The following is a 21,529-nucleotide window of genomic DNA, read 5'->3' as shown; positions in this document are numbered from 1 at the left end:
TTCCTATGACCGTGACCGATGCTGATCTTGAAGTCGTCCGCGAACAACTGGGCCGCACCCCACGCGGCGTCGTGGACATTGCATACCGCACTCCGGACGGAGCCCCGGCGGTGATTAAGACCGCGCCTAAGCTTCCCGACGGCACCCCGTTTCCCACCCTTTATTACCTCACCGATCCGCGCTTGACTGCTGAGGCATCGCGCCTTGAGGTTGCCCATGTCATGAAATGGATGGAGCAGCGTCTTGCAGAGGGCGAGGACTTGCAGAAGGATTATCAAGCCGCGCATGAACACTACCTGGCAACCCGCAACGCCATGGAAGACCTAGGTACTGACTTTTCCGGTGGTGGCATGCCTGAGCGCGTGAAGTGCCTTCACGTCCTCATTGCGTACGCCCTGGCGGAGGGGCCAGGCCGCGTACGTTTCGGCACCGAAGCCGTAGCGATGGCCGCAGAACACGGTAAACTTCGAGGAAGCGCCATCCCAGAGGATTGGCCCACCGTGGGGGACCTGGGCATTGATATGGCCCAGTTCGATTTTTCTAACGCCGGTTAAGAGAAAGGCTAGCCTTATGACACGCGTCGCTGCTGTCGACTGCGGAACCAACTCCATCCGCCTGCTTATCAGTGAGATTCAGGAAGATGGAAAGATCCGCGATATCTCCCGCACGATGGAGATCGTTCGTCTCGGACAGGGCGTCGACGCCACCGGCGAGTTTGAACCAGAGGCCCTTGCGCGGACCCGCGCGGCGCTCGAGGGCTACGTCAAACAGATGAAGTTTGAGAAGGTTGAGCGCGTGCGGATGGTGGCCACCTCAGCCACCCGCGATGCCAAAAATCACCGCGAATTCTTTGACATGACTGAAGAACTGCTCGGTCAAGTCCAGCCTGGTGCTCGTGCGGAGGTTATCTCCGGCGAGGAGGAAGCACTGCTGTCCTTTACCGGCGCGGTGGGGGACCTGCATTCTGAAGAGGGCCCATATTGCGTTATCGATTTGGGTGGTGGTTCGACGGAGTTCGTCGTTGGCACCATCGACGGTGAGATTCTCGGCTCCCACTCGGCACAAATGGGATGTGTGCGTCTTACCGAGCGCATCATGCGCAATGATCCGCCCACCGAAGCGGAAATTGAGATCGCTACGGATTATGTGGCTGAGCGCATGGCCGAAGTCGAGAAGATCGTTCCTATCGATAAAGCCCTGACCTTCGTTGGCTGCGCCGGTACGTTTACGACTCTTTCCGCGCTGGCCCAGGGAATGGAGCGCTACGATGCCGATTCCATTCATGGCTCCGAGCTGCGTTTCGACGCCCTGCGGGTGCTCACCCGACAGATGATTGGTCTGCCTTCGGATGTTCGCGCTCTCAACCCCGTCATCCACCCTGGACGCGCGGATGTCATTGGCGGTGGATGCGTGGCAGTCGAGGGCATCATGACGATGATTGAACGCAATAGCGAGGCACGTTCTTTCTTCATCAGTGAGAAAGACATCCTCGATGGCATCATTACCGGCCTTGCAGCAAAACTAGCGGGCTAAGGCCGGAAGGCTACGCAGAAGCCGACCCTATTTTCAGTTCATGACTATCCGTGCCCTAAGATAAGTGGGCACGGTTTGGCCCCCATAGCCCAATCGGCAGAGGCAGTCGACTTAAAATCGATTCAGTCTGGGTTCGAGTCCCAGTGGGGGCACCACTACAACCCTTAAAGGACCAGCTCAAGGGCGGAAAACCTTCAGTGCCAGCTTGGGATGCCAAGCAAGGTTGGTTTTACTCGCCCTCGCAGCGTCCAACTGCCGTATTTGTTCTGAGAACCTAGGAAAAGGCACGAGCTTCACCCATCATTGCGACGGATGCACTTACCTACTAATAGATCGAGCCGTCTGGGTCGGCGGCGTGGACTACATCTTTTGTCGCGGAGCACAGATATGGGTCATTAATGTATCCGTCTTGACAGCCATGGTAAGTCTGAATTTCGCCCGAGGTTGGGTTTCGGGCGCCATTATCTGCAGTGCCGTATCCACACACTGCCGCTGGTCCAACGCATTCCTCAGTTTCTACTAGTCCGGCTTGGTGCTCATTCTCGAGGTACTGCTCGCCGCCTCGGGTATCGAAGCACCACTGGGAGTAGGACACAGTGCCATCAGACCAGCGGGCTGGGCCGGGTGCCCCCTCAAGGCATTCGATAACGGTGGGCTCTAGTGTGGCCTGCTCGGCTATGGGCGCATCGTTTTCAGGATGGACCGGCTCAGGTTGAGATTCCTCAGACGTGATTGATGGTTCGGTGGATTCAACTGTTCCTGCAGTCGAGGATTCCTCGGTGGTGCTCGTGATGCTGGTACTAGTTGGGGCAGGAGCAGGCTCAGTGTCATGGCTACATCCGCTAAGGGCAACAGCAATGGCGGTGAACATTAAAGGAAGCTTTTTCACGGGGTGTCCTCTTTCGCGAAGGAGATAGCCAGATGATTGAATAGTAGCCCTTCGCAATTGGTGCGCGAGGAACAAGTTAAGATCCTGACAACTACGCGCACTAAGTATCGCCGGCCGCCACGCCTATCGGTCAAACACAGTGCCCAGCGGCGTGTCCCTGTTAAGCGGGGATAATTTTGCGAATTTTGGGATTTTGGGAACTTCCTAGCGATGGGGAGCGTTGATCCTAGTGAAGTGAAAGACAAGGCGGCCCCGAGTGGCCGCTTTTTAGAGAACGACTGTGAAAGGAATCGGGATTCGCGTGCGTTCTAGCAACCCCGTCATGAGTTCCCTCTCGTCCAGCCAAAGTCAGACCCAGGTTAACCCCTACGGTCAGAGCGACAATCCGTTTAACCAAGGAAACCGTAGCGCCGATCGTCCGCTGACGGTTGATGATGTCGTGACCAAGACTGGTATTACTCTTGGCGTCATCATCGTTATGGCCGTACTTAACTTCGCCATTGGTGAGTTGATTAACCCGGGCATTGCGATGATTCTTACCCTGGTTGGTGCGCTGGGCGGTTTCATTACTGTTCTCGTCTCAACGTTTGGCAAGAAGTTTGGTTCCGCTGCGGCGACGTTGATTTACGCCGTGTTTGAGGGCCTTTTCGTGGGCGGCTTCTCGCTCATGTTCGCTGGCGTATCCTTCGGTAACTCCGATGGTATGGCGCTTATCGGTCAGGCCATCATGGGCACTGTAGGTGTGTTCATCGGCATGCTGATGGTCTACAAGACCGGTGCGGTCAAGGTCACCCCGAAGTTCAACAAAATCATGTTCGGTCTTATTGCCGGTGTGGCAGTGTTGGCGCTGGGTAACATGTTGGGTGCTATTTTCTTCGGCTTCAACCCGCTGCGTGATGGCGGCATGCTCGCCATCATCTTCTCCCTTGTCTGCATCGTCTTGGCTTCGCTGTCCTTCATGACGGACTTCGACCAAGCTGATCGCCTTATCCGTCAGGGCGCTCCGGCTCAGTACGCCTGGGGTATCGCTCTTGGTCTGGCTGTGACCTTGGTCTGGCTCTACACCGAGATTCTTCGTCTGCTGAGCTACTTTAGGGACTAATCAGTCTCATAACGCTATTGCGAACCGGTGGCCGGAACCACAATCTTTGTGGTTCCGGCCACCGGTTTCTTTTCTGAGCCGCGAACCTTCTATTGGGCACAGCGCCGGCTATAGGCAGAGCGTTCTTTCTTTCGCCTCAGTGCTAAAACCGTTGAAGCTAGCCAGCGGTTAGCACGAATGTTCCTACAGTCCCGTGTGTGATTGTGTATTGATTCCGCTCGGTGCGTTAGTCATTTTCCCCGCGCTACGTGGATGGCCATCCACGTAGTTATGCTTGTGAAGCCAAAGGTTCTCCTGGTGGCTATGGGCGAAATGTTCGATTTATCGAAGCTTGAGAGAAGTCAATCAGGGGTTATGCGGGTTGCCGCTCGTCTGCTGGCAATGGTGTGACTGTTACTAAACCGCAGTGTCGCGTTGTTGTGCTATTGCCACTTCCTTGCGTGTCGATGGAACTAGCTGGGCTTTTAAGCGGAGCTTGAGATGTTGTCTAGTGGGATCATCTGAGGTGGTTGGCTTCCTGCTTTCCGATTGGAAAAACGACACCCGAAAGTTAACAGTGTTGTAATTAGGGGACCCCCACTTGGTTATAATCGGCAGCTCGGTCACATGTAGATCACTGCTGGCGTCCAAATTTCTTACAGGCTACGACCAGCGATTATTTATAAAAGTTCTATTAATTTCGTCGAATGGGCGTTCTGTCAGGAAATATTGCATGAATCTTATTTGGCTCTGGCGCGACATCTTGATAGTTCTCATGCATTCTGGTCGCAGAAGCCGCTCGAAGCTTTCAGCTTCAGCGAGGGGCTTCTGATGGTCAGGAAAATTGGTTGAAAGGAAACCATGAAGCGAATCGGGGGCCTAGTGCTGGTGGCAGTTTGTATCGGGGTGCTGTCAAACTGTGCATCTCCGCTAGGTCTAGGTGCTCGCGACCATGGTGATAATCCGGGGGACTTTCACAATGTTCCTGGCGATAACACCGGCGGTGGCTCAGGGGACTCGGGGGTCGCTGATGCCACCGCCACGAGGTCGCGAGAGGATCAGGCTTCACGCGGCGAGCCTCGTGCGGGAGATGGGGTGCTGCCGCCGCTCGGTGAATTTGATCGACATGCTGAAGGCTTCCAGTTGTTTGATCCTTGTCGGGAAATCCCTGACGAAGACTTACAAAGGGTAGGGCTCTCTCGCATCGCGGGGCAAGAATTTCACGAAAGAGACACGATCTTTTGTTCATTCGGCCATCAAATGGAAGGGGCAGAAGGGGTAGTAAACCTCGCGAGCAGTGATACGGCCACTTCGGAGGTTGAAGAAGCGCAGGGCAGGAGGGTGATCTATGAGGGAAGGCGCATTCCAGCTGTCGCGTTTGAAGATCAATTCTCAGGGGAGTCGATGTGCTCGCTAAACCTCTCAACTGAGCGTGGCCTGATCACCGTTTCCTACAGCCTTCTCTCTGACTACTCAAACCAAATAGAGCAGTGCGAACAAGCAGAAGAAATTCTTGTGAATCTTACTTAATAAGGGGAAACTTATGCTGATTGATAGACGAAACATGCGGGTAGAAGTTCAAAATGTCGACCGGCTTTCTAGGCGACTAGATGCTTTGCAAGGAAAAGCGACATCGCCTCTAGACGGTGGCTTCTCCACGGTGATCGGCCTAAGTGAAGTTGGTGCAATCCACCAGCGTGTGCTGGCAACGGACCCTGGGTCCGCGCGGAATTCTTTGGAAGGATTTAGGGGGCAGGTTTCTTGGCTCGGGGAAGCTCTTCAAACAGAGCTAGCAAGCTTTGAATCACAAGACATACTTACCAGCCGGGGGCTGGATGTCGCTGATGCTGGCGGGGGAGGCGGTGCAGCGTCGATGCCGATAGTCTCGCAACCGGATCCGGGCTATAGTCCGTTTGGGTTTACTGTTCCGATCGTGGACACCGGCGCGTCCATTATGGGCCTGGCATCGAATCTGTTCAGCACTCGCTTCTGGGATGTGTCCGAAGCGAATGCGCGGTGGGGAGCGCTAAGTGGGGAAGTCGCTGATATCGTCGCTGGGCTTGAGCGCTCAGCCGCGTCCTTAGAATCGGAGAATGACAGCGAAGCTACTACACGAGCGGCACAAAAAATTCGTGAAGTCGCACAGGCAGGAACGCACTTCATCGCCAACGCAAATGTCATGCAGCAGAAGCTTTTTGGCTTCCAAGCGCAGCTAGTGAACGTTCAACCCGAAGCCATTGCCCTGGCATTCGAGGTGGCCGCAATTCCAGATCCTGTTGCACGCGCAGCTGCTGAAAAAGCAGCATTGACCTATATGCAGGGTGTTCTGCAGCAGCAAGTGATTTCGGCTATGCCGTATCAGCATGCACTCATGGATGCGGCACCACCCAGCGGCGGTGGGGACACCAGCACTCATTTTGGAGCCGTCGCGGGCGACGGAAACCAGTACAACACAGATGGGGTTGCCTGGCCCCAAAAGATTGCTGAAGCAATCGAGAGTGGTGCTGTGGGGCCTGGGTCTTTCAATGTCGCCAATGGTCAGATCCAAGGGCTTGAAAGCGTCGGGATGGGCGCTGAGGATATCGCGAAGCTTCATGGTGATTTACATAATCGTGGGCGCAGTATCCTCAACGACCTAGGCTTTGGTGAAGCGCTGGCACCCATCAATGCAGCCGAGGTAAACACGTCGGCCGCTAGTGCGGGAATCGGGGCTCTTAACCCAGTTCACGGCACGATGGCAGGAGCCACGACTGCTCCGGGTGGTGCGCCTTATGCGGCGAGTGGTCTCAATGGGTTGGGATCGGTCGGTCTCGCTGATGGACGTGGCAACCAGCTTCCCGGAGGAATTGCGGGACTCAATGGTCGTTTGCCGGAGGCATCAGCGAATCCAACCACTTCCGCGGCGGGCGTGGGCGGCTTGAATTCCTCCTTTGGCGGGCCGCAGACTGGAACGCATCCGGTACTTGGTGGACTTCCCGGGGCCGTAACAGGGGCTGGTCAGCAGCGGGAGGGGCGGGCGTCGCTAAGCGGCAGTGGCCTCCTGGGCGGTAATGCAGGCAGTGGTGCCGTTGGTGTGGGTGGCATGGGCGGCGTGGCCGGTCCTGGTGCCGTCGGCAACGCCGGTGGTGTCGTGGGTGCTGCCGGCGGAGCGCACGGTGCGAAGCCGGGTGTTGGCAATGCCCGTGGTGCGGGGATGCGCATGATGCCGTTGATGGGTGGGATGGCACGTGGCGGCGATGGTGAACGGCGAATCAAATCCGTTACCACGCAGGTAGAGCGCGATCCCAACCGCCGCGACCTATTAGGCGAAGCCCCTGCGGTGCTGCCAGGGGTTATTGGGGATTGGGCCCGCGAAGAAAACTAGGTGCAAGGCGGTGGAGGGGGGAGTGCCCTCAGAACGCTAAAAGCGGCGCCGGATTATTCGGGGCGCCGCTCTTGCTTTAAGATGCCGTTGAGCTTACTGCTGAACCGGGGCAGTGGTGTATTCAGCCGGAGCTACTGCGGTCTCGGTGGCAGCTTCGGTGCCAACGACGTCGGTGGCATCTGCAGACTCGGAGGATTCGGCTGCGCCGGCTCCCGGGGCCTCACCGGTGAAGGTAGCACCGGTGTCGACCTTTTCAGTGGAATCCTGCTCGCTCGGCGGGTGGCAAGCAGCAAGGGTAAGACCAGCAGAGACAACCAGACCAGCAGCAGCGAAACGAGTGAACTTCTTCATGGGGATAAAACTCTTTCTCAGAAAAACGGTGACCTAAGAGCAGTATAAATTAGGACTTGCGCGGAGTTGCGGCCTTTGCGGAATCATAAGGTGCAGCGGAGACCACGGTCACCGACAAGGTCTTGCCATTCGGCGCGGTGTACTCGCGGGTCTCGCCCTCGGCAGCACCCAGAAGGGCAGCGCCCAGCGGGGACTGCTCAGAGTAGGTCTCCAAGTCCTTGTTGTCGGAAGCAGCAGCGCGGGTACCAATGAGGAAGGTCTCGCGGTCCTCTTCGTCACCGTTGTAGTAAACGTGGACCACCGAACCGATGTGGGCAACGCCCTCCTGGACGGCGGTGCGCTCGGTGGTGGAGTTAGCCAGAACCTCGGAGATCTGCTTGATGCGGGCCTCTTCCTGGTCCTGCATCTCGCGTGCGGCGTCGTAACCCGCGTTCTCCTTAAGGTCACCCTCCTCGCGGCGCTCATTAATTTCCGCGGCGACGACCGGGCGGTGGTCAATCAGGGCCTGCAGCTCGGCCTCGAGCTTGGCCTTGGTTTCCGGGGTGATGTATTGCTTCTGCTGCTCAGCCATAGTGCAACCTTCCGTATACGGTTTCTAATGAACACTTTTATTTCTCAAAGAACGGGCGCAAAAGTGCAGGTGGCGCGGCCCATTCAGAACGCTCAACATACTAGCACAGCTGGGCTTTTAGTTGTCGGTTGCCTCACCCGCTGTATCCATTGCGCTGGTATCGAGATAAGAAGGAATATTTCCAGAACAACCGTAGACGCCACCGGCGACAGCCGGGTGGTTGGTGGGGATGTCCACTGCGACGCGCTGGGCAGACTCGCCGCCGGCCGGCACGGCAATTTCGCGGCGGCCGACCTCCGCTTTGGAGTAGTCAAAAGCCTGCACGATGCAATAAGCAGGTTCTTCAACGCGGTTGCGTGTGATGTCTACCCAAATGCGCATGGAGTCATCGGAGAGGATCTCGTGTGTGACATAGGATATATCTGCGTTGACCTTCTGCTGGCTGCGGAAGTACTGAACGCCAAAGACGATGGCCGCGACAAACATGGCCAAAAACACCAGCACCAGTGCCCGATTGGTCCAGGAACCTCCTGTACGCGGGGTGCGTGTCTTGGAACCGTATCGAGACTGTGAACGTGCGGAGCGAGAAGCGGGTTGGGCGTCAGACATGAGTCTGATTCTATCCAACGGTCGCCGCGAAGTTACTATCCATTAGACTGGGCGTCTGTTTAAAGAAGCAATCTAGGGAGATGTAGCACCCAGTGAGTACAAAGCGCCTTTTGGCTATTCACGCGCACCCTGACGACGAATCCTCGAAGGGTGCGGCGACAACCGCGAAATATGCTGCGGAAGGGGCGGAGGTCCTCGTCGTCACCTGTACCGGTGGTGAGCGTGGGGATATTATCAACCCGGCCATGGACCGCCCTGGCGTCCTTGAGAATATGGGCAGTATTCGTCGAGAGGAAATGGCGGAAGCGGCCGCCGCTTTGGGCGTGCAACACCGCTGGCTTGGGCACGTGGATTCGGGCCTTCCCGGCAACCCGCTTGCGCCTAATATTAAGGACCTGCTCCCCGAGGGCTGCTTTGCTCTCAAGGAAGATGATGAGGTAGCCCAAGAGCTGGTGGAGATTATCCGTGACTTCCGCCCCCACGTCATCATTACCTATGACGAGAACGGCGGCTACCCACACCCGGATCATCTCATGGTCTACCGAGCGTCTATGTTGGCGTGGGACAAGGCGGGCGATTCCGCGTACCACCCAGAATTGGGGGAGCCGTGGGAGCCGCTGAAGCTCTACTACACGCACGGCTTTGTGTATCAAAGGATGAAGATTTTCCACGACCTCCTTGTGGAGGAAGGAAAGGTGAGCCCTTATGAGCCGATGCTTGTGCGGTGGGATACCGCTTTCGGTGACATCATGGCGCGAGTGACCACGCAGGTAGAGTGCGCGGATTACTTCCAAAATCGGGAGGACGCTCTCCGCGCACACGCCACCCAAATTGATCCGGCCGGTGCCTTTCTTGCGACTCCGGTGTCCGTGCAGCAGGAGCACTGGCCTACGGAGGAATTTGAGCTGGCTAAGACCCGCGTTTCGACGGCGCTGCCGGAGGATGATTTATTTGCGGGAATCCCGGAAGTAGGGGAGGCTTAAAACATGAACGCTTTGTACTTCGCGGCGCATGACGTCGCCCTGCTCGCCCAGGGGAGCCAAAGCGGGCCGGTAGGACCAGAGTTCGGTAAGGCCTCGCCCATCGGTTTGCTCATCCTTGCCCTGATGGGCGTTGCCGTCCTCTTCGCAGGCTGGAATTTTCACCGCCGCTACTCGCGTTTCCGCCGCCGTACCATGTTCGCGCAGGATCACGGCATTGATCCTTTCGATGATGAGGCGGTCGATGCGGCTATGAAGGAAGCCGGCATCCTCGATAACAGTAAGAAGTCCATCTTTTAACGCAGAGGACGTTTCCCCACCGTGAAGTTCCTAAGCCAGCTCCTATATCCCCTGTATGAGGCGCGTCTAACGCGTGAGATTAAGAACAAACCGCAGCCACGCCACGTGGCAATCATGGCGGATGGCAATCGCCGCTGGGCGCGCGAGGCGGGCTTTACGGATATTAGCCACGGTCACCGCCAGGGAGCGCGGAAAATTAGTGAGATGATCTCTTGGTGCCAAGGCACTGACATTGAGGTCGTCACTATTTACCTGTTGTCGACGGAAAATTTGAAGCGCAGCGAGCAGGAAGTGCAGCTGCTTTTTGACATCATTTCTGATGTTGTCACGCACCTTTCCCAGGGCGATTTGGATTGCCAAATCCGTCTCGTGGGACACCTAGATCTGCTTCCTGAACAGGTTACCGCCAAAATGCAGTGCGCTGCTGAAGCCACAGAAGATCACCAGGGCGTCATCGTTAACATCGCGGTGGGCTACGGCGGGCGTCAAGAAATCGTTGATGCCGTGCAGAGTCTCATTCGTAGCGAAGCCGAAAAGGGATTGAGCGCTGAGGAGATTGCGGAGAACGTGACGGCAGAGGCCATCACGGGCAACCTCTACACCAAAGGTTTGCCGGACCCAGATCTTGTGATCCGCACCTCCGGTGAACAGCGTCTTTCCGGCTTTCTTCTGTGGCAGGCTGCTTATTCAGAGATTTGGTTTACGGATACGTATTGGCCCGCATTCCGCCGGGTAGATTTCTTGCGCGCTTTGCGCGATTATTCGCAGCGCTCACGCCGCTTTGGGCGCTAGCCCGATAATGCCCGCCTAGAGCTTGCGCATCCGCACTTGCTCCACCAAATGGTGTGAGCCCTTGCGTAGAACCAAGGAAGCACGCACTCGGGTGGGCAAAATATTTTCAATAAGGTTGGGCAGGTTGATGGACTGCCAGATTTCTCGGGCCTGCACGTAGGCTTCCTCATCCGTCATGTCCGCGAAGGAGGCGAAGTGCGCACCCGGCTCGCGGAAAGCGGTGTGCCGGAGCTTGAGGAAGCGGTCAATGTACCACTTTTCAATGTCGTCGACTCGGGCGTCCACATAAACAGAGAAGTCGAACAGGTCGGAGACCATGAGGGTCGGACCGGTTTGTAGGACGTTGAGGCCCTCCAAGATGAGGATGTCCGGCTGGCGAACCTCCTGAAATTCCCCGGGGACGATGTCATAGGACACGTGCGAGTAGAGCGGGGCCGTGACTAGGGGTTTGCCCGATTTAACGTCGGTAACAAAACGCATCAGTGCGCGGCGGTCATAGGACTCCGGGTAGCCCTTGCGCTGCATTAGCCCGTGTTCTTTAAGGTAGGCGGTGGGGTAGAGGAAGCCGTCCGTGGTCACCAAGTCGACCTTCGGGTGGGAATCCCAGCGTTCAAGGAGCACTTGGAGCAGGCGTGCTGTCGTGGACTTGCCCACGGCAACGGAACCAGCGACGCCGATGACGAAGGGCACGTGCGTCGGTGGGTTACCCAAGAAGGCCTCCGTGGCTGCGGTGAGCTTTTGGCGGGCCTCCACCTGCATGTGAATGAGACGCGAAAGGGGGAGGTACACCTCTGCTACCTCGGTGAGGTCGATGCGGTCACCAATGCCGCGGAGTTTTTCCACCTCGTTTGCCGTGAGCACCTGTGGCATGGATTTACGTAGGGCACGCCACGTATCACGGTCAAAATCGAGGTACGGGCTCGCATCGGTCATTCGCGCCATGCCGACTATTGTCGCACTGCATCGGGCGCCTAGTGCAATTGCCCCGAATGAAAAGATTCCTAGAGGCCCCCGCGCGGGGGATGCGGGCGTTAGGATGTAGAACTAGCTTCGGCGATTTCTCAAGCCGGTGGTGTTGTGCTGCGAGCGGGCACTGCCGGCGATCTTGACCATCTTTAGGAAGGGACACCACGCTTTCATGACGACTACGAACAATTCAGACGTGCGCTACCAGGAGATGCGCGATCTTGACCCCGAGGTCTTCGATGCTATCTCCGGTGAGATTGCTCGTCAGCGCGATACCCTCGAGATGATTGCCTCGGAGAACTTCGTCCCCCGCGCGGTTCTACAGGCACAGGGTTCTGTTCTCACCAACAAGTACGCAGAGGGCTACCCGGGACGCCGCTACTACGGCGGCTGCGAGCACGTCGACGTCGTGGAGGATCTGGCTCGCGATCGCGCCAAGGCGCTGTTTGGCGCTGATTTTGCCAACGTCCAGCCGCACTCCGGTGCCCAGGCCAACGCTGCTGTGCTGGCTTCGCTGATCCAGCCAGGTGACAAGATCATGGGCCTATCCTTGGCGCATGGCGGTCACCTGACCCACGGTATGAAGCTGAATTTCTCCGGCAAGCTTTACGACGTTGCCGCGTACGAGGTTGACCCGGAGACCATGCGCCTCGACATGGATAAGGTGCGCGAACAAGCTCTGGCAGAAAAGCCGCAGGTGATCATTGCTGGTTGGTCCGCCTACCCACGCACCATCGACTTCGAGGCTTTCCGCTCCATCGCCGATGAGGTCGGCGCGTACCTGTGGACGGATATGGCGCACTTCGCGGGCCTCGTGGCCGCCGGTCTGCACCCCTCCCCGGTGCCGCACTCCGATGTTGTGTCCTCCACCGTGCACAAGACGCTTGGTGGCCCGCGCTCTGGCCTCATCTTGGCCAAGCAGGACTTTGCCAAGAAGATCAACTCCAACGTCTTCCCGGGCCAGCAGGGCGGACCGCTCATGCACGTCATCGCGGCAAAGGCTATCGCCCTCAAGATTGCGGCCACCGAGGAATTTAAGGAGCGTCAGGAGCGCACCCTGGAAGGTGCTCGCATTTTGGCTGAGCGCCTGACCGCTGAGGATTGCACCAAGGCGGGCGTCGACGTCCTCACCGGTGGTACCGACGTGCACCTCGTCCTGGCGGACTTGCGTAACTCCGAGCTCGATGGCCAGCAGGCGGAGGACCTTCTCCACGAGGTTGGCATCACCGTGAACCGCAATGCGGTTCCGAATGATCCGCGCCCGCCGATGGTTACCTCTGGTCTGCGCATCGGTACCCCGGCCTTGGCTACCCGCGGCCTCGACGCGGCGGCCTTCACCGAGGTGGCCGATGTCATCGGTACTGCACTAGCAAACGGTAAGGACGCGGACGTCGCCAAGCTGCGCGCTCGCGTGGAGAAGGTCGCCGCAGACTTCCCGCTCTACGACGGTCTTGAGGATTGGAAGCTGGTCTAAGCTTTCCCGCGCTCTCCTGACTCTTCTTGGGAGAGCTCATTCGAGCGCTCCTCAGCGTGAGCTTTCCGAGCGGCTTCGAGCCACTCGGGCATCGCGCTGAGGAGTTCTTTAATTTCCGCGGTGGTGAGAGGACGGTCCATCTCGTTCTTCTTCAGCGCGGTCACGGAGATTCCCAGTTTCTGTGCCACCACTGGGCGCGGGTGGGGGCCTTCTCGACGCAGGTTAGCCAACCATTCCGGCGGATTCTCCTGCAAGTCGCGCAGTTGCGCGTGGGTTACTGCGTTGGCTTGAAACTCCTCCGGGGTGGCCGGCAGGTAGATGCCCAGCTTCTTGGCTGCGGTTTGTGCGCGCATGGCGGTACCGGAAGGCTGCTGGGTTTCGTTGTTGGGGGTTTCCTTATTCGGGGTATCAGTCACGCTCACCACGCTAGCAGCACCGTAGTATGAGGTGCATGCTCCGCCTTGTCTTTTCTACTGGTACAGAACCCGGTAAGTGGTTTCGCCGCTACCGTGACTCGCATTCCCCCGAGTCCCTGGTGACCATCGACGCCGATGACGCGCTGGCGGTTCTTCTCGCGCATGAGGCAGACCTCGCACTGACCCGCCTGCCAGATTCGCGGGTTGATGACAGCTTCCATGTGGTTCGTCTTTATGAGGAGGCGCCTGGTATTGCGGTGCCGAAAGACTCGGTCTATGCGGAGGTAGGGGAGGACATTGCGCCAGCGGATGTTGCCGAAGAGATCGTGAACTACCGGATTGCGCGGGACGGCAGTGTCGACGTTCCAGCCCTGCGCACCGCCCTCCAGGTCGTGGCAGCCAACGTGGGCGTGGCCATCGCGCCTCGACCACTGCTGAAGGTGCTGAGCAAGAAGCAGGTAGTCGCACTTGGGCTAGAGGACCCTTCCGTTGCGCGCACAGAAATCGCTTTGGTGTGGCGCCGGGCTGATGATGGTGACGAGATTCAGGATTTCGTCGGGGTGGCAAAGGGAAGGACGCGGAATTCCTCCCGCAACACGGCTGAGAAGCGCAGCGCCCGGGACAAAGCAAAGGCTAAGCAAGAACGCAGAAAGGCCCAAGGAAAGTCTCACAAGGGCTCGATTTCCAAACCGTTATCGAAAAGATATAGGGGTTCTCAACAGCGGAAACGCCGATAAATAAGTCTCTTTGTTGTCAAATCACAGGTTCGATGGTGGCAAGACGTGCTGGCTAGGCCTACGGTGGGTTTCGTTCTCAACAAAAGTACTTAGAACAGTGCTCAACTAGAAGAGAAAGGTTTAAGAATGAAGAAGATGACTCGTCGTTTCGCTGCTGGTATCGCCGCCGCCACCCTGTCCCTGGGTGTCGTTGCTTGCTCGGATGCTGAGGATGCCGCTAAGGATGCTGGCGACGCCGCACAGTCCGCCGCGTCCGACGCTACCGATGCTGCCGGCTCTGCTGCTCAGGACGCCAAGGATTCCATGAAGGACTCCGAGTCCGCCGATCCTTCTGATGCTGAGGGTGCAGAGGATGCTGACTCTTCTGAAACAGATTCTGCCGACTCGGAGGGCGGCGCTGAGGGCGACAAGGAGAGCGTATCCACCGCCAACGGTGATGTAGAGGTCCCGGCCGACTTCGCTCAGGCTATCAAGGAGAAGGCTGCTGAGTGGGGCGACCCGGAGTCCATCGAGACCACCGACAAGGGCAGCGTTGCAACTTTTGCCAAGGACAAGCTCCTGGCATTCGCTGAGGGCGAAGGCACCCAGCCGATCATTGGCAAGATCGCCGAGACCTGGACCGAGGAAGGCGGCCTTGAGAGCAAGGTAGGCCTGCCGACTGCCCCGGAGCAGGCCGAGGGCAACGGTTGGGTACAGGAGTTCACCAACGGCACTATCTCTTGGCTGCAGGGTGAGTCCGGCGAGTACGAGGCCACGATCAACTAAAGGCTTAGCTCGCATGTAGCGGGATTAACCGCCCGTTGAGCTTCTAAGACAGGCTCCGCACTGATAGATCGGTGCGGAGCCTGTCGCTGTTTTCCATGGTCACGGCTTCGCGAAAGAATAAACTACTCCCAACTTGTGGGAATGGTGTGACTGCGGTGAATGCCGTTTAAAAACTGTTCATCTTGCACCCATGTAATTTCAACCTTCGCTCTCTAGCGTGGACGGTGTCCGGAGGTTAAGTGCAGTTTCCGGGCAGTTCGACAATCACCAGCTTCACCATGCCCTCCCAGGTCGATTTGTTGGGACGGGCATAAAAAGGGAGAACCCTGCCGCTATGACCAATCCTTCCGTCCTGACCGAGCAGCCGCACGAGGCCGCTGTGGCAACCAAGACCTATGTCATCGATACCTCCGTCCTTCTCTCCGACCCCTGGGCGTTGCGTAAATTCGCAGAGCACGATGTGGTTCTGCCCATCGTCGTTATCTCTGAGTTGGAAGGAAAACGTCATCACCCGGAGCTTGGCTGGTTCGCCCGCCAAGCTCTTCGCTTTTTGGAGGACCTCCGCGCCACTTACGAAGCTCTGGATCAGCCGCTGCCCGTCAATGCCGCAGGCGGAACGCTGCGCGTGGAGCTTAACCACCAGGATCAATCCTTGCTGCCGGCGGCCTTCCGCGGGCCGGAGGGAGACCACAGAATTCTCGCGTGTGCGCTGAACTTGCAGCATGAAGGCAAGGACACCGTTCTGGTAACCAAGGATGTCCCGCTGCGCGTCAAGGCCGGTGCTGTGGGCCTGCAGGCCGATGAGTACCATGCGCAGGATGTCGTGCTCACCGGCTACACCGGCATGGCCATCGTGCCCACCAGCGCCGAGGTCATCGATGAGCTCTACGGGGAAGGCGAGGTGCTTATCGACGGCTCCGTGACCACCGCCGGCACCCGCGTCGAAGACCTGCCGGTGCACTGTGGCGTGACTCTGCAGGCAGGCGGGCAGTCAGCACTGGGACGCATGACGGCTGAGGGCACTGTTCGCTTGGTGCGTGGGGATAGCAATGTATTCGGTCTGCAAGGCCGTTCCGCCGAGCAGCGCGTTGCACTGGACCTCTTAGTAGATCCTTCCGTGGGCATCATGTCCATCGGCGGCCGAGCGGGCACGGGTAAGTCCGCGCTGGCATTATGTGCTGGCTTGGAGGCAGTGCTGGAGCGCGGTGAGCACCGCCGCATCGTGGTATTCCGCCCGATGTATGCGGTGGGAGGGCAGTCCCTGGGATACCTGCCGGGCTCGGAGAGCGAAAAGATGAACCCCTGGGCCCAAGCAGTCTATGACACTTTGGAAGGGTTGGTATCCGAAAACGTCATGGAGGAAGTCCAAGACCGCGGCCTCTTGGAAGTTCTCCCACTGACCCACATCCGTGGCCGCAGCCTGCATGATTCCTTCGTCATCGTCGACGAGGCCCAGTCACTAGAGCGCAATGTGCTGCTCACAGTCCTTTCGCGACTGGGCCGCGGCTCCCGTGTGGTGCTCACACATGACGTTGCCCAGCGCGATAACTTGCGTGTTGGCCGCCACGATGGTGTGCAGGCGGTCATTGAGAAACTCAAGGGGCATGGGCTTTTTGCGCATGTGACCCTGCAGCGCTCTGAGCGCTCTGCCATTGCGGAGCTCGTCACCGATTTGTTGGAGGGTGAGAATTAACGCGTTCGCGAATGGCGATCTGCCTGCTCTCAGCTTGGCATTAACGCAGTGTGCTCAGTAATAATTGTTTCATGAGCGACAACGCAAAAAACAAGAAGAAGGATTTCCGCATCCGGCCCTTCAACGCTGCGGACTACCCGCAAATGCGGGAAATCTATGAGCAGGGCCTGAACACCGGTCACGCTACTTATGAGACCCGCTCGTTGACCTTCGAGGAATTTAAGAACGTCAAGATCATGTCGTCCGTCTTCGTCGCTGTTGAGGAAGACGATGACTCGAAGGTTCTCGGTTGGGTCTGCGCTGCGCAGGCGTCCACCCGTACCGTGTTCCACGGCGTGGTAGAGGATTCCATCTACCTGAGTAAGGAAGCCCAAGGCAGGGGTATCGGTGGTGCCTTGCTGGATCAGCTCATTGAGGTCTGCCGCGACTTGCACAAGTGGGCCATCCATTCGTGGATTTTCCCGGAGAACGAAGGCTCCGCTGGTCTCCATAAATCCCGTGGCTTCGTCAAGGTGGGTACCTACTCCCACATGGCAAAGATGACTTATGGTGAGCTTGCCGGCCAGTGGCGCGATACCGATGTTTATGAGCTGCTCCTTCCGAAGCCGGAGGAAAAGAAGGCAGAAGCCAACCAGAAGAGAAAGTAATTATCTCACTTTTCTAATATCAGGGCAGGAGTGGGGATAGAATAGAACCTGTTCTCAACCACTCTCTATCGAAGGCGAATCATGTCTTTCCGCACCTCTGTGCTTGCCCTTTCTACCGCCGTAGCCGTGTCGACCGGTGCTTTCGCAGCGCCCGTTGCCACGGCTGCTGAGTTTCCATCCGCCGGCTCCGTCCCTGTGGCGGAGCTCGACGTTAACCACCCCAATGGTGCTTTGGCTTATGTCTTTGCTGAGCCCGTGATGCAGTCCGATATTGACCTGGTTACCCGCCAGGTTCGGCAGTTACGCGGCAAGGCTTGGGACGATAATCTTCCCTTCAACGGCGGAACGCTGCGCCAGGCTGCTAGCGCCGCAGGTTTCCGCACCCGCGATGCCTATGTGAATTCCATCTCCTGGGATCGCGGTCTCGAGCACGCGGTTTTGCAGCGCGCTGCCGAGGAGAACCTTGACTTCAACCATGAGAGACTGCCAGGGGTTCCTCCCTTCGGAGTCATTAACAACCTCTGGGCCGGTGAAAACCTGACCACTAAAGGGATGTCGGACGCGATCGCATCGTGGTCGACCGATAAGTACCAGGGGGCAAGCGAGTGGGATATGCTCATTCGCTCACATGGCCAGTTCAATGATCGCACTGGGCACCTCTACTCGATTATCGATCCCACCCACGTAACATTCGCTCAGGCGCAGGTAGGGGAGGTGACTGCTGGTTTCTTCTCCAACCGCGATATGCCCGGTCAACCCGCGCGTATTTCCGGCCGCCACGCATTCCCTATTGCCGTGCCGGAAAGTACAGTCGGCAAAGCCGAGCTCATGACTACGGGTGGCACTTCCGTCGGAAGCCAAGGAAGCCTGGGATTGAGCATCGACGGCTTCCGGGGAGCAAAGCTGGGGGTTCCGGTGGCGTCGCCAAGCAGCAGCGATCCGGAGGTCTTGGAAGTCAACGAGGACGGAACCTACACGGCCAAGTCCGAGGGCACTGCGACCATCACCTTCAACACTCATGTGTTGCGTAATGGTCAGCCCCAGCTGTCAAACAACCAAGTCACCAAGACCGTGAAGGTGACCAAGAAGTCTCTTCTCGGAAGCTCGAGCACCGGTGGCACGGATGTTGGGACCATCGTGGGCATCATTGCCGGTCTGCTGGCACTCATCGGTGTGGCTGCGCAGGTAGCGCGCCAGTTAGGAATCCTGCGCTAGGCACTTTGATACGAGAAAACCCTCGCTACGTGATTCTTCGTAGCGAGGATTTCTTGTTGTTGCGTCCTTAGGGGAGTGCTCTAATCGATGGTCTCCTTGAGGTGCTCCTCCCGCACGGGCAGGATAAGCAGGAGAGCGATGATGGCCATCGGAACCATGAGCAGGATGACTGGGGTTAGACCATCGTTATAAGCGTTGAGGACGACATCGCGGATCGGCTCCGGTAGCTGTGCAACCATCGATGGGGTCAGGTTGGAGGAACCGCCGCCCTCGGCGTTGAACTTTTCCGCAAACGGTGCACCGGCCTTGCCCATGGAAGCAATGGCAGCAGGCATATTGGCAGCTAACTCGTCCTTCATGTTGTGGATGAACAGCGAGCCCACGAGGGAAGCGCCCATGGCGGAGCCGATTTGGCGGAAGAAGTTGTTAGCCGCAGTAGCGGTGCCCACCAGCGCCACGGGGAAGGAGTTCTGAACGATGAGAACGAGCACTTGCATAACAAAGCCAAGGCCGATGCCGAAGACGAGGAACTCCGCGCCAAGCTGAGTCAGGGAGGTCTCCACAGTCAGCTTCGACATCCAGAACAACGCGCCAGCCGTAATGGCGAGGCCAATGATGGGGTAGCGCTTGTAGTGGCCCGTGCGCGCGATGACGAACCCAATGGTGGTGGAAGTACCGATCATGCCGAGCATCATCGGGATCATCATGAGACCCGCCTTGGTAGGTGTGAGGGTGTGCACCATCTGCAGGTAGGTCGGCATGTAGCCCAGCACTCCGAACATAGCCAAGCCCAGCACCATGCCGGCGGCCGTCGTGAGCACCATGTTGCGGTTCTTAAACAGCAGAACTGGGATCAGGGGCTCCTCGGCCCGCTTCTCGACGAAGACCGTGATAACAGCACCAATCACAACGATGACGGCCAAGGTAAGAATGACGGGATCCGACCACTCATACTGAGTGCCGCCCCAGGTGGTCATGAGGATGAGCGAGGCGGTAGTGATAGCGATGAAGGTGGCTCCCAAGGCATCAAACTTACGCAGATCAGTATCGCCGACGCGCAGGTGCAGAACGAGCACGCACACGGTCATGGCGAGCAGACCAAGGGGAATATTCATCCACAGACCCCAGCGCCAGCCAGGTCCATCAGTGAACCAGCCGCCAAGGACTGGGCCGAGGACGGAGGACAGGCCGAAAACGCCGCCCATGATGCCCATGAACTTACCGCGCTCACGTGCCGTGGTGACCTCCGCGATGATGGACTGGGAGGAGATCATCATGAAACCAGCGCCGAAGCCCTGAATGGCACGGCCAATAATGAGCAGATTCATCGAATTGGCGAAGCCACCCACGGCGGACCCGATGACGAAGGTGGCAATACCGCCGATGTAGAGCCACTTGCGGCCCATCATGTCACCGAGCTTGCCGGAGATAGGCATAGCAATGGTCATGGTGACCAGGAAGGCGGAAATAACCCAGCTCATGTGGTCGACACCGCCGAGCTCGCCGACGATGGTGGGAAGAGCGGACGCGAAGATCATCTGCCCCAGGGAGCTCATCAACATGGTGAGCACGAGGGCAGAGAAGACGAGGGCAAGGTTGTTTTCCGGCTTGCCATTGTCAGTGTTGGCCACTGGCGGTTTCGCGGTAGCTACCATGACAGTCCTTTCGAATAGTTGTTGATGAGTGCGAGTGCGGAGTTAAAGCGCTGCTCAAAGGGGATATCACAGCTGAAGTCTGGCGAGGTGGTGGCCAACCAAAAAGCCTCACGGATGGTGACAGCAATGAGTAGTGCCTCCGTGTGCGGGGAGACATCCGGCATGGTCTTTAACGCTGGCTCCTTCTCTAGCCGCTGGGTGAGAAGCTCAAGTACTTCGTTAGACTTGGCACGCTTTCTGCTTAAGGACGCCGCCGCTGCGTCCGCATCGCGGGAGATACGGCGGCGTCGTTCAGCAATTTCCTTATTGGCGTGCTGCCCATTGAGGTGTTCCTTGATGAGACCTACGGCCAGCTTAAAGAGGTTCTCCGTAGGAGTATCGAGCAGATAGCTCTTTTGCTCCTGGGAGAACTCTTGGCTGGGGTTGCCCAAGACGGCTGAGTCCTTGGAATCGAAATAGTTAAAGAAGGTGCGCCGGGAAATTCCGGCCTTCTCACAAATCTCCTCCACCGTGACGGAGGCAAAGCCATGCTCGTCTACCAAGAGGGTGGCAGCATCCTCTATGCGTAGGCGAGTTTTCAGGCGTTTTTGCTCGCGTAATGACAGTTCTTCTTGCACGGAGTGCAATCCTACACCCGGTGCAAGTTTGCACCAAGTGCAATGATGGTGATTCTCGTGAGGGCGGGGAGCTCTTTATGGCGTAGCGCACAGGAAGGGGGGAGCAGATGGTAGCAACCCTACCCTTCGCGCTCACCAGCAGCATGCGCTGTGGCTGATTAAGGCTCGCCGTGAGCGCGAAGGGCGCGAAGTGATGGCTTGGAAAGGAACTCTCAAGCCCAAAACTGCCCTAGTTGACGAAGTTATTGCCAGATCTTGAGTCATGAGCGGTGGTTTTGGCAGATCGGGCAGTTGCTGCCCCCGACCTTGTTGTTGGCCCCGCAGGGCGGATGAGAAAACAGCGAAACCGCCCTGCGCGCCACCTCAAGGAGGTGGTGCGGAGAGCGGCGGCGTGGGCGAAAGCGAGCTTAGAAGTTGTCGCGGTCGCGGTTGGTCATGGTGAGAACGTTGAGGCGCTCATCGAGTTCCTCCTCCGTGAGGTTCTCGCCGTCGACGAAGCCGAGGTCGATGACGGCTTCGCGGACAGTGATCTTCTCGTTCAGTGCGTGCTTAGCTGCCTTAGCGGCGTTCTCGTAGCCGATCTTGGAGTTCAGCGGGGTGACGATGGAGGTGGAGGACTCCGCAAACTTCTTCATGCGCTCCTCGTTGGCCTCGATGCCGTCAACGCACTTCTCAGCGAAGACGCGGGAAACATTAGCCAACAGGCGGGAGGACTCGAGAACGTTGCGGGCCATCATCGGGATGTAGACGTTGAGCTCGAAGTGGCCGTTGGAGCCGCCGAAAGCAACAGCGGCGTCGTTGCCGATGACCTGGCTGACCACCATGGTGGCGGCCTCGCTCAGAACCGGGTTGACCTTACCCGGCATGATGGAGG

General features: G+C 57.9%; 21 protein-coding genes, 1 tRNA gene and 1 pseudogene. 15 read left to right on the top strand and 8 right to left on the bottom strand.

The features are described from left to right. The first annotated feature begins 5 nt into the window (after positions 1–5). From HMPREF2996_RS08575 to HMPREF2996_RS08545, 6 genes are all read left to right on the top strand, one after another. Complete coding sequence (locus HMPREF2996_RS08575) at positions 6–554, top strand: DUF501 domain-containing protein (protein ID WP_070730953.1); 549 nt, start codon at positions 6–8, stop codon at positions 552–554. A 16-nt stretch (positions 555–570) separates the two neighbouring features. After that, positions 571–1,533, top strand: a complete 963-nt coding sequence (locus tag HMPREF2996_RS08570; protein WP_070646294.1) for a Ppx/GppA phosphatase family protein — start codon at positions 571–573, stop codon at positions 1,531–1,533. Positions 1,534–1,611: 78 nt separating this feature from the next. Further along, positions 1,612–1,688: transfer RNA gene (locus HMPREF2996_RS08565), tRNA-Leu, on the top strand. A gap of 1,035 nt (positions 1,689–2,723) precedes the next feature. Beyond that, entirely contained in the window at positions 2,724–3,524 is an 801-nt protein-coding gene (locus HMPREF2996_RS08560; protein WP_070646298.1) for a Bax inhibitor-1/YccA family protein, read from the top strand. A gap of 840 nt (positions 3,525–4,364) precedes the next feature. Continuing rightward, complete coding sequence (locus HMPREF2996_RS12485) at positions 4,365–5,033, top strand: DUF3558 family protein (protein WP_083313801.1); 669 nt, start codon at positions 4,365–4,367, stop codon at positions 5,031–5,033. A gap of 13 nt (positions 5,034–5,046) precedes the next feature. Beyond that, positions 5,047–6,867, top strand: coding sequence for a hypothetical protein (locus HMPREF2996_RS08545; protein WP_246823019.1), 1,821 nt, complete (start codon positions 5,047–5,049; stop codon positions 6,865–6,867). 93 nt (positions 6,868–6,960) lie between these two features. On the opposite strand, the gene HMPREF2996_RS08540 is transcribed toward HMPREF2996_RS08545, so the two are convergent. The 3 genes from HMPREF2996_RS08540 to HMPREF2996_RS08530 form a co-directional block, all read right to left on the bottom strand. After that, positions 6,961–7,218: a hypothetical protein gene (locus tag HMPREF2996_RS08540; protein ID WP_070447056.1), complete on the bottom strand. Its 258-nt coding sequence runs from the start codon at positions 7,216–7,218 to the stop codon at positions 6,961–6,963. Positions 7,219–7,267: 49 nt separating this feature from the next. After that, a complete protein-coding gene (greA, locus tag HMPREF2996_RS08535) occupies positions 7,268–7,789 on the bottom strand; it encodes a transcription elongation factor GreA (RefSeq protein WP_010187368.1) in 522 nt (173 codons plus the stop codon). Positions 7,790–7,906: 117 nt separating this feature from the next. Next, positions 7,907–8,398 (bottom strand): DUF4307 domain-containing protein, encoded by a 492-nt coding sequence (locus HMPREF2996_RS08530; protein ID WP_070447054.1) that lies wholly within the window; start codon positions 8,396–8,398, stop codon positions 7,907–7,909. A 92-nt stretch (positions 8,399–8,490) separates the two neighbouring features. Between HMPREF2996_RS08530 and mca the strand changes: the two genes are divergently transcribed. The 3 genes from mca to HMPREF2996_RS08515 are packed head-to-tail and all read left to right on the top strand — an operon-like array spanning position 8,491 to position 10,470. After that, positions 8,491–9,381 (top strand): mycothiol conjugate amidase Mca, encoded by an 891-nt coding sequence (gene mca / locus HMPREF2996_RS08525; RefSeq protein ID WP_070730944.1) that lies wholly within the window; start codon positions 8,491–8,493, stop codon positions 9,379–9,381. Between the two features lie 3 nt (positions 9,382–9,384). After that, positions 9,385–9,678, top strand: coding sequence for a hypothetical protein (locus HMPREF2996_RS08520; protein WP_010187365.1), 294 nt, complete (start codon positions 9,385–9,387; stop codon positions 9,676–9,678). Positions 9,679–9,699: 21 nt separating this feature from the next. After that, a complete protein-coding gene (locus HMPREF2996_RS08515) occupies positions 9,700–10,470 on the top strand; it encodes an isoprenyl transferase (RefSeq protein WP_070447051.1) in 771 nt (256 codons plus the stop codon). A 15-nt stretch (positions 10,471–10,485) separates the two neighbouring features. On the opposite strand, the gene coaA is transcribed toward HMPREF2996_RS08515, so the two are convergent. Further along, positions 10,486–11,412, bottom strand: a complete 927-nt coding sequence (coaA, locus tag HMPREF2996_RS08510; RefSeq protein ID WP_070447050.1) for a type I pantothenate kinase — start codon at positions 11,410–11,412, stop codon at positions 10,486–10,488. Positions 11,413–11,608: 196 nt separating this feature from the next. On the opposite strand from coaA, the gene glyA reads away from it, so the two are divergent. After that, entirely contained in the window at positions 11,609–12,910 is a 1,302-nt protein-coding gene (glyA, locus tag HMPREF2996_RS08505; protein WP_070447049.1) for a serine hydroxymethyltransferase, read from the top strand. Here the strand turns inward: glyA and HMPREF2996_RS08500 are convergent. Further along, positions 12,907–13,263, bottom strand: coding sequence for a DUF5997 family protein (locus tag HMPREF2996_RS08500; RefSeq protein WP_210384596.1), 357 nt, complete (start codon positions 13,261–13,263; stop codon positions 12,907–12,909). The two genes, glyA and HMPREF2996_RS08500, sit on opposite strands and share 4 nt — an antisense overlap. A gap of 98 nt (positions 13,264–13,361) precedes the next feature. Between HMPREF2996_RS08500 and HMPREF2996_RS08495 the strand changes: the two genes are divergently transcribed. The 5 genes from HMPREF2996_RS08495 to HMPREF2996_RS08475 all read left to right on the top strand — a co-directional run bounded on the left by HMPREF2996_RS08495 (position 13,362) and on the right by HMPREF2996_RS08475 (position 18,383). Further along, a complete protein-coding gene (locus tag HMPREF2996_RS08495) occupies positions 13,362–14,063 on the top strand; it encodes a LysR family transcriptional regulator substrate-binding protein (RefSeq protein WP_070730942.1) in 702 nt (233 codons plus the stop codon). A 135-nt stretch (positions 14,064–14,198) separates the two neighbouring features. Then, the gene (locus tag HMPREF2996_RS08490) at positions 14,199–14,828 is read left to right on the top strand and encodes an LGFP repeat-containing protein (protein WP_246823018.1); all 630 of its coding nucleotides are present in this window, start codon (positions 14,199–14,201) and stop codon (positions 14,826–14,828) included. Positions 14,829–15,162: 334 nt separating this feature from the next. Then, positions 15,163–16,521: a PhoH family protein gene (locus HMPREF2996_RS08485; protein WP_070730939.1), complete on the top strand. Its 1,359-nt coding sequence runs from the start codon at positions 15,163–15,165 to the stop codon at positions 16,519–16,521. A gap of 71 nt (positions 16,522–16,592) precedes the next feature. Further along, entirely contained in the window at positions 16,593–17,168 is a 576-nt protein-coding gene (locus tag HMPREF2996_RS08480) for a GNAT family N-acetyltransferase (protein ID WP_070710724.1), read from the top strand. 81 nt (positions 17,169–17,249) lie between these two features. Beyond that, positions 17,250–18,383: a hypothetical protein gene (locus HMPREF2996_RS08475; RefSeq protein WP_070730937.1), complete on the top strand. Its 1,134-nt coding sequence runs from the start codon at positions 17,250–17,252 to the stop codon at positions 18,381–18,383. Positions 18,384–18,463: 80 nt separating this feature from the next. On the opposite strand, the gene HMPREF2996_RS08470 is transcribed toward HMPREF2996_RS08475, so the two are convergent. The 3 genes and pseudogenes from HMPREF2996_RS08470 to HMPREF2996_RS08460 form a co-directional block, all read right to left on the bottom strand. Continuing rightward, the gene (locus HMPREF2996_RS08470; RefSeq protein ID WP_070710726.1) at positions 18,464–20,038 is read right to left on the bottom strand and encodes an MDR family MFS transporter; all 1,575 of its coding nucleotides are present in this window, start codon (positions 20,036–20,038) and stop codon (positions 18,464–18,466) included. Next, a complete protein-coding gene (locus tag HMPREF2996_RS08465; protein ID WP_070710727.1) occupies positions 20,032–20,655 on the bottom strand; it encodes a TetR/AcrR family transcriptional regulator in 624 nt (207 codons plus the stop codon). The genes HMPREF2996_RS08470 and HMPREF2996_RS08465 overlap by 7 nt, the downstream gene beginning before the upstream one ends. A gap of 407 nt (positions 20,656–21,062) precedes the next feature. After that, positions 21,063–21,529 (bottom strand): annotated as a pseudogene (locus tag HMPREF2996_RS08460) (lyase family protein); the annotation flags it as partial.

This window comes from Corynebacterium sp. HMSC066C02, assembly GCF_001814945.1.
Classification (GTDB): Bacteria; Actinomycetota; Actinomycetes; order Mycobacteriales; family Mycobacteriaceae; genus Corynebacterium; species Corynebacterium aurimucosum.
Note: the sequence above shows the minus strand (reverse complement) of the source record. Positions and strands in the feature narration are given on the sequence as shown.

Coding starts and splice junctions, on each gene's coding strand:
- HMPREF2996_RS08575 (WP_070730953.1), top strand. CDS start 6: ATGACCGTGACCGATGCTGATCTTGAAGTCGTCCGCGAACAACTGGGC.
- HMPREF2996_RS08570 (WP_070646294.1), top strand. CDS start 571: ATGACACGCGTCGCTGCTGTCGACTGCGGAACCAACTCCATCCGCCTG.
- HMPREF2996_RS12485 (WP_083313801.1), top strand. CDS start 4,365: ATGAAGCGAATCGGGGGCCTAGTGCTGGTGGCAGTTTGTATCGGGGTG.
- HMPREF2996_RS08545 (WP_246823019.1), top strand. CDS start 5,047: ATGCTGATTGATAGACGAAACATGCGGGTAGAAGTTCAAAATGTCGAC.
- HMPREF2996_RS08540 (WP_070447056.1), bottom strand. CDS start 7,218: ATGAAGAAGTTCACTCGTTTCGCTGCTGCTGGTCTGGTTGTCTCTGCT.
- greA (WP_010187368.1), bottom strand. CDS start 7,789: ATGGCTGAGCAGCAGAAGCAATACATCACCCCGGAAACCAAGGCCAAG.
- HMPREF2996_RS08530 (WP_070447054.1), bottom strand. CDS start 8,398: ATGTCTGACGCCCAACCCGCTTCTCGCTCCGCACGTTCACAGTCTCGA.
- HMPREF2996_RS08520 (WP_010187365.1), top strand. CDS start 9,385: ATGAACGCTTTGTACTTCGCGGCGCATGACGTCGCCCTGCTCGCCCAG.
- coaA (WP_070447050.1), bottom strand. CDS start 11,412: ATGGCGCGAATGACCGATGCGAGCCCGTACCTCGATTTTGACCGTGAT.
- glyA (WP_070447049.1), top strand. CDS start 11,609: ATGACGACTACGAACAATTCAGACGTGCGCTACCAGGAGATGCGCGAT.
- HMPREF2996_RS08500 (WP_210384596.1), bottom strand. CDS start 13,263: ATGCGCGCACAAACCGCAGCCAAGAAGCTGGGCATCTACCTGCCGGCC.
- HMPREF2996_RS08495 (WP_070730942.1), top strand. CDS start 13,362: ATGCTCCGCCTTGTCTTTTCTACTGGTACAGAACCCGGTAAGTGGTTT.
- HMPREF2996_RS08490 (WP_246823018.1), top strand. CDS start 14,199: ATGACTCGTCGTTTCGCTGCTGGTATCGCCGCCGCCACCCTGTCCCTG.
- HMPREF2996_RS08485 (WP_070730939.1), top strand. CDS start 15,163: ATGACCAATCCTTCCGTCCTGACCGAGCAGCCGCACGAGGCCGCTGTG.
- HMPREF2996_RS08480 (WP_070710724.1), top strand. CDS start 16,593: ATGAGCGACAACGCAAAAAACAAGAAGAAGGATTTCCGCATCCGGCCC.
- HMPREF2996_RS08475 (WP_070730937.1), top strand. CDS start 17,250: ATGTCTTTCCGCACCTCTGTGCTTGCCCTTTCTACCGCCGTAGCCGTG.
- HMPREF2996_RS08470 (WP_070710726.1), bottom strand. CDS start 20,038: ATGGTAGCTACCGCGAAACCGCCAGTGGCCAACACTGACAATGGCAAG.